Origin of the sequence: Pseudoalteromonas sp. McH1-7 (genome assembly GCF_013366255.1) — a bacterium.
GTDB lineage: Bacteria > Pseudomonadota > Gammaproteobacteria > Enterobacterales > Alteromonadaceae > Pseudoalteromonas > Pseudoalteromonas peptidolytica.
On sequence record NZ_JABWPQ010000015.1, the window covers coordinates 85,479 to 98,728 of the forward strand.

Here is a 13,250-nt window from a genome sequence, read left to right on the forward strand (position 1 = left end):
GCTTGAGATAACAAACTGCGCTGGCGAGTGCCGACTCGCTTATGGACAGCCACTCATCAGACCTTGGTTCCGGCAAAAAAATTTCACACCGCTACGCTCCAATAATCTTACAAAATTGTATTCTGAACCCGTTGAAAACTGCGTTATGCTATAGCTAAACGACCAAACAAACCGCACAATGAAGATATTGCTTGTAGAAGATGACCACGACACTGCAGAGTTTATTTGTAATGGCTTAAAGCAAGCTGGAGAATCTGTGGATCATACGCAGTGCCCAAAAGATGCAATAATAAAAGCCTCCACCACCTCATTCGATGCCATTATTTTTGATAGGCTACTGCCGTCGATGGATGGCCTAGACGCAGTAAAAATCCTTCGAGCAAGCCACATCTTAACTCCTATCATTATGCTAACGGCATTGAGTGACACCGCAGCACGGGTTGAAGGCTTGGAAGCTGGCGCAGACGACTACTTAGTTAAGCCCTTTGCATTTGTCGAGTTGCATGCAAGACTAAAAGCACTGTATCGACGCAAACCAGCTGCGCAAACCGTGAATGAATTACAAGTTGGTTGTGTAAAACTACTCAGAACATCAAGGCAAGTATTTAGAGGTGAAAACGAGATTGAGCTAATGCCAAAAGAGTATCAGATTTTGGAATTTTTAATGCTTCACCCTAATCAATTGGTTACCAAAACGATGCTGCTAGAACACGTGTGGGGGTTTAGTTTTGACCCAAAAACCAGTTTAGTTCAAACACATGTCAGCCGCTTACGTAACAAGTTAGACAAGCCTTTTAACAGTGAAGTTATCAAAACCATTCGTGGCAGTGGCTACTTACTTTCTGAACAATAATATGAAAACGAATACTCAAAAATACCATTTGGTACTGGCGTTTAAATTTTCTTTTCTATGTTGGATACTAACATGTGGTCTAGCACTTTTGGTATCGCACTTTGTGTCTCAAAGTGAACAGTCCAGACAACAAACCGAAATGCTTGAACTTATTGAGGAAGCCGTCGAGCTTTACCATAGTGATGGGTTGGAGTCTTTGGTAGAAGTATTTGAGTTAGCAGAAAATGAAACTTGGACCAAAGAAGAAGCGCAGGAGCATTGGCAAGAGGAAGGCTGGCTTATGGCGTTATACCAAAAGGACGTAACAATCGCTGGTGGCGATATAGGTTTTGAGCGAGCAAACACCGCAAATCCGCAGCTACAAACAGAAATAGATGAAGCAGCACAACACATTTTTTATCAGGCACAGCAAATCAACGATGGTCTTTATTTACATCTATGGCAGCGTCTTGACCACGATGTTGTTATTGCCCAGGACGCTAGAAAACAATTTATTGTGTGGCTAGCGATATTTTGCTGGCTGCCGCCTTTGCTCATCTTTGTCTATTTTAGACAAATGCAAGGCAATACCATTACCAAGCTGAGTCAACAACTCTCTTTAGTGGCTAAAGCACCTGAGCTGCATCGCACCGTCGCAAAAAGCGATGACCCACAGCTGCTACAATTATGCAGTGTGATCAACACGATGCTCGACGAAATTACCAAGCTCCATCACAATATTAAAACAATGTCTGTGGGAGTTGCCCATGACCTTAAAACGCCTCTAACCCGCGTTGCAAACCGGCTACAATCTATGGGTCAAGACATAGACGATCCGGTACAATTAGCCGTTCACCTTGAAAAGGCCTGTGAAGAATTAGAAAAAATCATCTCGACTTTTAATAATTTAATCCGCTTGAATAGTATTGAATCTGGAAAATATCAACAAGGCTTTAAACAGATTGACTTATCAACACTGCTTTTAGATCTAACTGATAGCTTCACTCCGGTTTTTGAAGACGCAGAAAAAACCTTATCCGTCTCGATATTGCCAAATATCAGCTGTTATGGAGATGCGGATTTGCTCGCGCAATTGGTCTGTAACCTGTTAGAAAATGCACTTGAATATACTAATCCAAGGGCGTCTGTATGGATCAGGCTGCAAAGTCACTCATCTGGCGTATTACTACAAATCGGTGATAATGGCCCTGGCATCGCAACATCAGACCAAGCACATATTTTCGAGCGCTTTTATCGTGCCGATACCAGCCGTTCCTCTTCAGGTAATGGGCTCGGGCTTAGCATTGTCAAAGCAATCTGTGACATACATGAGGCTCGGATTTATTTGCTTGAGGGTCAACCGGGCGCTGTGTTTAATATTGAAGTGCCAACTCATTAATAGATTGAGCTGAGCTTCGACTTGGTTAGTTTACAATTTTGTATGGTTTCGCACGCAAACTTGTAAAACACTAAAGTCAAAAATCATCCTACACTCATAGCTTATCGTTCACTATTTGAGTTAAGTTATGAGATCAGTCATTAAATACTTTTCAGTTTGGTGTGTGTTAACCCTATCAGCGACTGGCTGTGGCGGTGCGCAAGAAACCGAAGTCGCGCAAGCCAATCAGCAGCTCACTGACAACACTGAAATTACCGAGCCATCGCAGCCTATTGCAGTGGATAATGTGTTTGCGACACCACAAAGTACGGCCTCGTTTTTACACCAAACGACTTTTGGCGCTACACCACAACAGCTCAACACGCTTGTCGGCAAATCTGCTTCTAAATGGTTCATCGACCAAATAGCACTAAAACCAAGCTTGAAAATGAATTCAGTTGCAAAATATACCCCCGAAGACGGCGGTTTTAATACCCTATTCGTAGAATCAACAAGTATTGGGTTTTGGCAAGATGCCATCACTGGCGAAGATCAGCTGCGTCAGCGAGTAGCTTTCGCTTTATCTGAGATTTTGGTGGTTTCTAATGCCGGTGGTGACGAGCTCACTGACATCCCAGCGGCAGTAGCACGCTTTCAAGATATACTCATTGAGCACGCCTTTGGCAATTATCGAGAGCTGCTTCAGGCGGTAACTTACTCACCCGCGATGGGAACTTACTTAACATATTTAGGAAACCAAAAGGGAGACGAGCAAACAGGCAGGATGCCTGATGAGAATTATGCTCGGGAGATCTTACAGCTCTTTACTTTGGGTCTTGTTGAGTTAAACCCAGACGGTAGCGAGAAACGCGATAGCAATGACCAAGCCATTGAGTTGTATACCAATAAAGATATTACTGGTCTTGCCCGTGTTTTTACTGGGTTAGTGCTTGATGAGTCAGGCGCCGAACAAGCCGCTCAAGAGGAGTACGCGCTACCTATGGTCGCAGACCCTGAACTACATTCGACTAAAGCCAAATCCTTTTTAGGCTACACCATAGCTGCTGGCACCGATGTCAACCAATCAATCACGCTCGCATTAGATCATATCTTTTCGCATCCTAATGTTGGGCCATTTGTGGTTAAGCAGTTAATCCAACGTTTAGTAACATCAAACCCTTCATCTGGCTATGTCGCTCGGGCAGTAGAAAGCTTTGATTCTGGTAGCTACGTATTGCCCGACGGTACTAAAGTGGGCGCTAGCCAACGGGGAGATTTAACCGCAACGATTGCAGCAATTATCTTTGATAAAGAAGCTAGGAGCGAGAAAACAGCGCGCAGTGGCAAGTTAAGAGAGCCAATATTAAGATTTACGCAGTGGGCACGAGCCTTCGAGGTAAAAAATATTACGCCTGAGTATCAAGAGCCACTATGGGATACTCGTTCAGCAAACGCATTAAATCAACACCCCTATCGTTCAAGTAGCGTATTTAACTTTTTTCGCCCGGGTTACAGTGCACCAGGAACGCTAATATCGCAAAACCAACTGGTTGCACCTGAGTTCCAAATTACCAACGCCTCGTCAATCCCAGGTTATATTAACTTTATGACCTATTATATTTTTGGCTATCAACAAGATGTTGATGTGGCTGATTTACAAGCGGATTATGACGCCGAAAATATACCGCTTGATGCTCGTCAAGCTGTTTATAGCTTTCTTGCAGACTATGAATACGAACTCACTTTGGCAGATGACCCAAAAGCGCTATTGGCTCATTTAAATCTACTCCTAAGCGCAGATCAGCTCACTGAGCATACCGTGAATAAGATCACCCAAATTCTTGAGACACTACCGATGGAGGAACCACAAGATAGCCTTATTCGAGTGCAATGGGCGATTTTACTCGTGATGACCTCAGCAGATTATTTGATTCAAAAATAGGACTAGACAAGATGAAAAGACGTGATTTTTTGAAACTAAGCGGTGCGACCATGATGTCAACGTCCTTGCTTTCGTTGAGTCAAGCCGTTGTGGCAGCAGAACAAGGCGAAGATTATAAAGCTCTTGTTTGTGTATTTTTATACGGTGGAATGGACTGCCATGACACGATTATTCCTCTGGATGACAGTAACTATCAACAGTGGGCAAATCACAGATCCTCACTACTCAGTGCTTACCCTACGCCAAGAACACCACAAAATTTGCACGCCCTCAGTACTCCCTCTCGATTTAATCAACGCAAATTTGCCTTACCTCCAGAAATGGCGGGCCTTGCGAAACTCTACGATCAAGGACAACTGTCTGTAATTGGCAATGTTGGACCATTACTTGAACCTGTTAATACCTCGCATCTAGAACAAGCCACTGCAAGTGTGCCTCCTCGATTGTTTTCTCATAATGATCAGCAGTCAACTTGGATGTCTGGTAAAACGGAAGGGGCACAATTTGGTTGGGGCGGGTTAATTAATGATGCGCTTATCAATACAGGAAAAACGCAGCAGACGCCTTTTAATGCCATTACCACAGCCGAGGCTGATCTGTGGTTAACCGGCAGTAATACCTTTCCATACCATGTGAGTGATGGCAAAGCTGGAATAATAGAAATCTTAGAAGAGTTCGACAACAACCAAGGAATCGCTGACTACTTTGCGGGCAAAGAAAACAGTAGTAGCAATAATATACTTCAGCAAGACCTAGATACGCTTACTCGCAGCGCCATGGCGGCAAATTCGCAATACAATGATGCCATTGCCAATACCAGTTTTACCTTACCACAATTTCCTACCACACCATTGGCGCAACAGCTGAAGAATGTTTGCCAAAGTATTGCAACAAGGCAGCAACTCAACACCAAACGACAAGTGTATATTGTTGGCATGGGTGGATTTGATACTCACTCAGGTCAAGCTCAGAGCTTGCCTAAATTGCAATCAGCGCTTGATGGCGCACTTGTGGCGTTTAATACGGCCATTGCCAGCTTAGGGTTAGAGAAGCAAGTAACTTTATTTACCGCATCTGATTTTGGTCGTACCCTTGCTGTCAATGGTGATGGTACTGATCATGGCTGGGGCGCTCATCACTTTATTATGGGTGGTGCAGTCAATGGTGGCACTATTTTCGGCGATATCCCTCCTCCAGAATTAAACCATGCCTTTGATGCGGGTAGCGGCAGGCTCATTCCCACCACAGCTGTTGACCAACTGGCTGCAAGCCTTGGTAGCTGGATGGGGGTAGACGACAGTGCACTGCTGCAGATTTTCCCAAACCTTAAAAACTTCTCTGGTAAACTCAGTTTATTCAAAGGGTAGATTTTTATTCGAAATTAAGCACACAAGGATGTGCTGATATGCTCGAGAACGCTATCACTGATATAGGTGCGAGGAACAGCGTACTTTTAAACCCCAGTAATCTACTATACGTAGCTGAGAACACTTAACAGTAATTTAGGCGGTGGCAAAATTGCGTAACTGGTGTAAATACTGTACTCTTGCCCGCCGCCTACTACAGAGTAACAAATCATGAGCTTTAGCCACCTAGGTTTAGCCCCAGAAATAAATCAAGCCGTTGTTGAGCAAGGCTACGACCAGCCAACGCCGATCCAAGAACAAGCTATTCCCGCCATTTTAGCTGGGAAAGATGTGATGGCCGCAGCGCAAACCGGTACAGGCAAGACCGCTGGCTTTACGCTACCTTTGCTACAAAACTTGATGTCGGGCTCTAAACCAAAAGCCAACCATGTAAGGGCCTTGATCCTAACACCAACACGTGAGCTTGCTGATCAAGTATGGCAAAGTGTTAAACTCTACAGCAAGCACCTCCCTATCAGCTCTGAAGTCGTTTACGGCGGTGTGAAGATCAACCCGCAAATGATGAAGCTGCGTAAAGGCATTGATGTTTTAGTAGCGACACCTGGGCGATTACTAGACCTTTACCAACAGAATGCGGTCAAATTTGATGACCTTGAGGTACTGGTACTGGATGAAGCCGACCGCATGCTAGACATGGGCTTTATTCACGATATCAAACGCATCATCAAAGTACTACCCGCTCGTCGACAAAATTTGATGTTCTCTGCAACTTTCTCTGAAGAGATTAGAGCGTTAGCAAAAGGATTAATCCATGATCCTATAGAGGTTTCTGTGGCACCTGCTAATAGCACCGCCAAAAGTGTTACTCAGTGGGTGTATCCAGTAGATAAAAGTAAGCGCACCAACTTACTCAAACATTTAGTTCAAACGCATGACTGGCAACAAGTGTTGGTATTTACCCGCACAAAACACGGGGCGAACCGCTTGGTTAAGGATCTAGAAAAAGCCAAAATCAATGCCGCAGCAATCCATGGTAATAAAAGTCAAAGTGCTCGTATGAAAGCCCTTGCTGGTTTTAAAAACGGTGAAGTACGTGTGCTTGTTGCCACTGATATTGTAGCAAGAGGTTTGGATATTCAGGAACTGCCCTACGTGGTTAACTTTGACCTGCCAAATGTTTACGAAGATTATGTTCACCGTATCGGTAGAACTGGCCGTGCTGGTGCAACGGGTGAAGCTATCTCATTTGTTACCCAAGAAACCGCAAGCGATTTATTTGGTATTGAGCGACTAATTCAACAGCTGGTGCCGCGTAAAGTGGAACCTGGATTTGAACCGCAACTTGCCGTACCTGAGTCAAAGTTAGATACGCGCCCAATCAAGCCGAAAAAACCAAAGAAACCGAAAAAGCCAAAGACAACAGACGCTGAGCAAGCAGCTTCTGCTCAGCCGAAAAACAAACCCAAGCAAAATTCAGGTCCTCGTAATAATAAGCCAAGTGGTAACGGCAAACCTACTGGTAACAACAATGGCAACCGCAGGCGTCGCCCATCACAGTCTACCAATAAGCCAAAGAACCAACACGCTGGAGACAAGCGTGCACCACGCCATAAGCCCACTTCTGGCAATTAAAGGTGTAAGCAGGTGTAATAACATTTACGACACCTTCTCCTAAGCTAAAAAAGGCTGTTAATCGTAACAGCCTTTTTCGTCAAAGGAGCTAGGCTATGAATAAGTTCAAGTTACTACTATTGACTGCATTCAGCAGTACCTTTTTAGCGCACGCGGGTACACAGTATCTAACCCAACCTGCAAGCAACATCACCTGGAGTAAATGGCCCCGTAAGTGCTCAAATTTCAAACCTAAGCTGTGGGACTGAATACCATTTTCGCTTCCGTGGAGATCCAAAACCCCCACGCACCACAATCCAAGGTGAAGATCTTACTTTTACTACGCTGCCTTGTAGCCCCACTAGCTACGCGAATGTGTCGTTCGAAACTGGCGGACAATATTACTTTGTGGCTGAAGGTAACGGCGGCAGCACGGTCAACGCAAACCGGTTAGCCATAGGTCCTTGGGAGCAATTTACCCTGATAGATATTAATGGCGGAGACCTTAATAGCGGTGATGAAGTTCATATTCAGACTACATCTGGCTACTACTTTGTTGCCGAACAAGGTGGTGGAGGTGAACTCAACGCCAATAGAACCGCAGGCTCTATCTGGGAGACATTCACGATTGAACTGCCAAATAACCCCGGTGCGCTCATCCAAAGCGGTGATAAAGTAGCGCTCAAATCCGTCAACGGCTACTATGTGCAGGCTCTTGGTAATGGTGGCTCGGGCGCAAATGCAGAGCCGACGGTTATTGGTTGTAATGCAACCTACCCTTGCTCATGGGAAATGTTTAAAATCATTTTTTAACGCACTTGTCCGTGGTAAAAAATTTTATCACGGCCTTACACGCGCTATCCATTCGAGCCATGTTATAATTGCTGTTTTAGAACTACAGAGACAGCGACTTTGACTCAGCCACTTTTTTCCAGCACTCCACTTTCCAGCGCCTTACTTGATAACCTCACTTCGTTGGGTTATCACACCATGACTGACATTCAAGCACAAACCTTACCGCTTATCTTGGCAGGTAAAGATGTTATTGGCCAAGGTAAAACGGGGTCAGGTAAAACCGCCGCTTTCTCTTTGGGACTATTACATAATTTAAATGTGAAACGTTTTCGTGTGCAGGCTTTGGTCGTATGCCCAACTCGAGAGCTTGCCGATCAGGTTGCTGTTGAAATTCGCAAGCTTGCCCGTGCAATCCATAACATTAAAGTATTGGCACTGTGTGGTGGCGCACCTATGGGTCCGCAAATTGGTTCTCTTGAACACGGCGCGCACATCATTGTGGGTACGCCAGGACGCATTGAAGAGCATTTGCGCAAAGGTCGCTTGTCGCTAGATGAAGTCAATACCTTTGTACTAGATGAAGCCGACCGTATGCTGGAAATGGGTTTTGAAGAGTCATTACAATGTATCATTGACCACTGCCCTAAAACACGACAAAACCTGCTTTTTAGCGCAACTTACCCGCCAAAAATAGAACAGCTTGCGCAACATGTCATGAAAGATGCAGCTAAAATCACGGTTGAATCAACCCACGATGATAGCTCAATTGAACAGTACTTTTATGAAGTCGACAATAACGATGCAAGACTGCCTGCAGTCCAAAAACTGTTAATGCAATTTCAACCTAATTCTGCGGTTATCTTCTGCAACACCAAGGCAGAATGCCAGAACGTATGCGACAGCCTATATAGTTTAGGTTTTGATGCAGCAGCACTTCACGGTGATTTAGAGCAAAAAGACCGTGACCGCACACTGGTTCGCTTTGCGAATAAGAGCGTCACCATTTTATTAGCAACGGATGTCGCCGCACGAGGTATCGACGTCGATCACGTCGATATGGTGATCAACTACCATATCGCCCATGACCCAGAAGTACATGTTCACCGCGTTGGCAGAACTGGACGTGCAGGCAATAAAGGGGTGGCGTGCTCTTTGATGAGCTATAAGGAATCACATAAAGTAAACGCCCTCGAAGACTATTTAGGCAAAACCATTGAACCCAATACCTTGCCAAGCGATCAAGTATTAAATAACAAAATTAACCGAGCACCGATGGTAACCATTCAAATCGACGGCGGTAAGAAGGCAAAATTAAGACCGGGTGATATCTTAGGAGCACTGACCTCAAATCAAGCGTTAAAAGGTGATCAAATCGGCAAAATCAAAGTCACTGCGATGTCATCGTACGTTGCAGTTGAGCGCAGTGTTGCCAATGTGGCGCTTAAAACAATCTCAGAAGGGAAAATGAAAGGCCGTAACTTTAGAGCACGCAAAGTAACAAAATAACAGATAGCTTTGCTTTTCCTACGGTGGTCAATTTTTCCCTGACCACCGCAATTTTTAGATTAACTCAGCAATTTCTCGCCTATTTATAACTTATTTCACACTACAGGGGTTTAAATCTGCGCCACGATCCCAAGGTCTTATACCAGTTGTATTAAGTAAATGATCTATCTTGAAGCGGGGAAATAGCTTTAGTAGCACCGCTCTCGCGTCCTGCTACCGCTAAGGTACCTATATCCATATAGGCAAGGCAAAAATTTTGCTATTTAGTTGTTCTAAATGAGAAATTTTTAACGAAGCTAATATGCTATTTCACCCTTCAAATTGATTAGATAATTAATTCAATTGGTATTAGTTAGGCAAACACTTTAAAGGAGTTTATCTATGAAGACCTTAATCATTGGTGCCAGTGGTCAAATTGGAAAAATGACGACAAAGAAAATGCTGGAACAAGGCCACGACGTTGTGGCGTTAGTGCGTAATAAAGACAAGTTAGCAGATATTGAATCTGAGCAACTCACTATCACTGAGCAAGATCTTGAGAACGATTTTAGCGCTGCTTTTGACAACGTCGAGCAGGTAATATTTAGCGCAGGCTCTGGTGGGGAAACGGGTGCGGACAAAACCCTACCGATTGATTTATGGGCCGCCATTAAAGCTATTGATTATGCTGTGAAAGCAAACGTTAAACATTTTATTATGGTTAGCTCTATTGGTGCCGACGATCCTGATAACATTGAAAGTGAAATCAAACCGTACTTGGTAGCCAAACACATGGCCGACCAATACCTACAAAGAAGTATCGTAAACTACACCATCGTTCGACCTGGTACATTACTTAATGAGCCCGCAACTGGTGGATTCTCCACTTCACGCACTGCAAATAGAGAAGACGCTGTAATAAATCGAGAGAATGTCGCTGACGCACTAGCTTACCTTGCCACTTTGCATCCTCAGAATCTAACGTTTGAGCTATTTAATGGTGAACAACCTCTCAAACAAGCACTATGCCAATAAGTGGGTTATATCTCGGGGCTTAACGCCTCGGGATATATGTCGAAAACACTTCTTGCTGTACCGATATAAAAGCTTGCTTTTATAAGAACTATTCTGTACCATTCGAGACTTGCTTTATTAATTCCACTCTAGATAAAGCAAACCTCAAGTAATGCCTCCTTGCCCTGATCCAGTAAGTCCGCATAAAACATACAAACAGAGCTTAATATAGTCAGGCGAAATAAAATCCAACAGCATGTTGGTACAGACTGTCATACCCATATCGGGTCGTTGTGAGTACAGTATATCCTGTTCGCTAAACTGTAATGAAGCTCATCTACTATTAAAAGCATCAGCTAATTTGCTGTGCATTATAAAAGTGAGTTTTATTATGTCATATACATATAACGGAACAGAGATCCGTGTTGAGCAACCAATTCGCTCAATTTCGGTGAACAAATCTAAAGTGATCTTTGCTGACGGCACAGGCCGTAAGATCACACAATTCGCCAATGGCGGCGAAGCACGTCAGTTTCTGAGCTGGTTAACTTCAGCACATTGATTGTGTGGTAATACCAATTTGACTTAAAAAAATGCCGGACAACGTCCGGCATTTTTGTATCTTCAATATTTGTTAAGCTTAGCAATAGTAAGCTTCAACAGTCCCTTTTGACTTCAGTAGCAAAGGCTGACCACGACGGTCTAATGCCTTTGGTGATGCTACCTTAATCCAGCCTTCACTGATGCAGTATTCTTCAACATCAGTGCGCTCTTTACCATTAAAACGAATGCCAATGTGGTGTTCTAGTACTTCTTTTGCGTAATGTGGACTACGAGGGTTGATAGAAAGCCTATCTGGTAATGCTGGTTTTTCAGTTGAATCTGTCATTTTGTTTCTTCAATTATTTAAGCATGCTGTATTGTAGGTAATCGTATCGACCTGCTCAATAGCGGTCGACCTAAATTTTGACAAAACTCTGCTTAACCAAACATCAAGCGTTAACATCAACAATAACGCGCCCTCTTACTTTGCCATCAAGCAAGTCCGCTGCTGCGGCAATCACCTCATTCAACGTAATTTCATGGGCAATCATATTGAGTTTATTTAATTCAAGTTCGCTTGCTAATCGCTGCCATGCTTCAATTCTTAACGCTTTGGGGCACATCACACTGTCAATACCTGCCAACGTCACCCCTCGTAAAATAAAAGGCGCCACTGTGGCAGGTAAATCCATACCACCAGCTAACCCACAAGCAGCAACTACACCACCATATTGTGTGCTAGCACAGGCGTTTGCTAAAACGTGTGAACCAACTACATCTACCACACCAGCCCAACGCTCTTTTGCAAGCGGCTTTCCAGCTCCTTCTAACTCACTGCGATGGATCACATTTTGCGCACCAAGCTGGCTAAGAAATTGAGCTTCTTGCTCTACCCGCCCGCTTAGCGCCGTAACACTGTAGCCAAGCTTTGATAAAATAGCGACGGCAACACTTCCTACGCCCCCTGCTGCACCAGTCACAAGTACCTCCCCTCGTTCAGGTGTCACACCATGGCGTTCAAGCGCCATCACACATAACATTGCGGTATACCCTGCGGTGCCGATAGCCATCGCATCTTTTGCCTCAAATTGAGTCGGCAAAGGAACCAACCAGTCACCGTTCACTCGCGCTTTTTGTGCCAGACCTCCCCAGTGCTTTTCACCTACTCCCCAACCATTAAGGATCACAAGTTGTCCAGGCTGATAATCGGGATGCGACGAAGTAGACACTTTCCCCACAAAATCGATACCAGGAACCATAGGAAAGTGCCTAACTACGGGAGACTTGCCAGTAATAGCTAACGCATCTTTGTAGTTTAGCGTTGAGTACAACACGTCTATATCAACGTCTCCAGGCATGAGTTCTGATCCAGTTACCTCATTAAGTGTTGCGACGTAATTACCACCTTGTTTATCAATGACTATTGCTTTATACATATCGTCTCCATTAATTAGACCAATCGTCTATTAAATTACAAAAAAGCGGGGCATACCCTGCTCAGATGTAGCTTGGTTAATCCGGCATTTGAATCGAGCGAATAAAAAACGTTGAAAAGCGCTGAAGTGGTACACCACTTTGTTCAAGCTTGGCTCTCATAACTGCGCCTTCCCAACCATTCCAAAACATGTAGGCCAGTTCATCACAGTGGTGCTCAGTTGAAATCTGACCAAGCTGCTTGGCGTGCTCAAAGCATTGAGCGACCAAGATTTGCCACTCATTCAGAACGTCACCTAGTTTGTCTCTAAAAGATTCTGGTAGCTGAGCAATTTCTTGACTTAAATTGCCAACTAAACAGCCTCGTGTGTAATTATACTTCGCCATCGACCGCTCAGCTTGCTCCATAAATAGTGCAAGTCTGGCTAACGGCTCAAGACCCTCAGCGGATAAAGCTTTAGTGAGCTTTGCACTTAGAAACGATGAGTAATGTTCAATCAGTACTAAACCATATGCTTCTTTGCTCGCAAAGTAATGATAAAAAGACCCTTTTGGTACATTTACCGTTCGCAAAATGGCATCAATCCCAGTAGCAGCAAAACCTTTTTCGGTGAGAATTTCCATACCTGTTCGGATCAATGCCGCCTTAGTTTCACTAAAACCAGTTTGCTCTTTTTTTGGTCGGCCACGACGCCGCTTTATACTACTTTCATTCATAAATTGAATATTAGACCGATCGTCTAATTATGTAAATAGCCATTGTTATGTAAATTCAATTAGAATTTTTACCAAACGGTGATGTTTTCGTGTACAACAGCGCGCTACACCCACTGCTAATTTTTAGTACAA

At 44.1% G+C, this 13,250-nt stretch carries 12 protein-coding genes; 9 read left to right on the forward strand and 3 right to left on the reverse strand.

The annotated features are described in order from the left end of the window. Positions 1-178: 178 nt before the first annotated feature. The 9 genes from HUZ36_RS12155 to HUZ36_RS12195 all read left to right on the forward strand — a co-directional run bounded on the left by HUZ36_RS12155 (position 179) and on the right by HUZ36_RS12195 (position 10,986). Positions 179-853: a response regulator transcription factor gene (locus HUZ36_RS12155; RefSeq protein WP_128732282.1), complete on the forward strand. Its 675-nt coding sequence runs from the start codon at positions 179-181 to the stop codon at positions 851-853. 1 nt (position 854) lies between these two features. Beyond that, the gene (locus HUZ36_RS12160; protein ID WP_176032985.1) at positions 855-2,231 is read left to right on the forward strand and encodes a sensor histidine kinase; all 1,377 of its coding nucleotides are present in this window, start codon (positions 855-857) and stop codon (positions 2,229-2,231) included. A gap of 127 nt (positions 2,232-2,358) precedes the next feature. Next, complete coding sequence (locus tag HUZ36_RS12165; RefSeq protein ID WP_176032986.1) at positions 2,359-4,152, forward strand: DUF1800 domain-containing protein; 1,794 nt, start codon at positions 2,359-2,361, stop codon at positions 4,150-4,152. A gap of 11 nt (positions 4,153-4,163) precedes the next feature. Then, positions 4,164-5,519: a DUF1501 domain-containing protein gene (locus tag HUZ36_RS12170; RefSeq protein ID WP_176032987.1), complete on the forward strand. Its 1,356-nt coding sequence runs from the start codon at positions 4,164-4,166 to the stop codon at positions 5,517-5,519. A 210-nt stretch (positions 5,520-5,729) separates the two neighbouring features. Continuing rightward, positions 5,730-7,151 carry a DEAD/DEAH box helicase gene (locus HUZ36_RS12175; protein WP_176032988.1) on the forward strand — a complete coding sequence of 474 codons (1,422 nt, stop codon included), beginning with the start codon at positions 5,730-5,732 and terminating at the stop codon, positions 7,149-7,151. Positions 7,152-7,505: 354 nt separating this feature from the next. Then, on the forward strand, positions 7,506-7,943 hold the full coding sequence (locus tag HUZ36_RS21760) for a fascin domain-containing protein (protein WP_254879548.1): 438 nt from the start codon (positions 7,506-7,508) through the stop codon (positions 7,941-7,943). A gap of 99 nt (positions 7,944-8,042) precedes the next feature. Next, positions 8,043-9,431 (forward strand): ATP-dependent RNA helicase DbpA, encoded by a 1,389-nt coding sequence (dbpA, locus tag HUZ36_RS12185; RefSeq protein ID WP_125252236.1) that lies wholly within the window; start codon positions 8,043-8,045, stop codon positions 9,429-9,431. Positions 9,432-9,812: 381 nt separating this feature from the next. Continuing rightward, on the forward strand, positions 9,813-10,445 hold the full coding sequence (locus HUZ36_RS12190; RefSeq protein ID WP_176032989.1) for an SDR family oxidoreductase: 633 nt from the start codon (positions 9,813-9,815) through the stop codon (positions 10,443-10,445). 370 nt (positions 10,446-10,815) lie between these two features. Beyond that, positions 10,816-10,986 (forward strand): hypothetical protein, encoded by a 171-nt coding sequence (locus tag HUZ36_RS12195; RefSeq protein WP_010370673.1) that lies wholly within the window; start codon positions 10,816-10,818, stop codon positions 10,984-10,986. A gap of 78 nt (positions 10,987-11,064) precedes the next feature. Here HUZ36_RS12195 and HUZ36_RS12200 read toward each other — a convergent pair whose 3' ends face one another. The 3 genes from HUZ36_RS12200 to acuR form a co-directional block, all read right to left on the reverse strand. Beyond that, a complete protein-coding gene (locus HUZ36_RS12200; protein WP_010370670.1) occupies positions 11,065-11,313 on the reverse strand; it encodes a DUF3297 family protein in 249 nt (82 codons plus the stop codon). A 103-nt stretch (positions 11,314-11,416) separates the two neighbouring features. Next, entirely contained in the window at positions 11,417-12,403 is a 987-nt protein-coding gene (gene acuI / locus HUZ36_RS12205; protein WP_176032990.1) for an acrylyl-CoA reductase (NADPH), read from the reverse strand. Positions 12,404-12,479: 76 nt separating this feature from the next. Next, positions 12,480-13,118, reverse strand: coding sequence for an acrylate utilization transcriptional regulator AcuR (gene acuR / locus HUZ36_RS12210; RefSeq protein ID WP_176032991.1), 639 nt, complete (start codon positions 13,116-13,118; stop codon positions 12,480-12,482). Between the last annotated feature and the right edge of the window lie 132 nt (positions 13,119-13,250).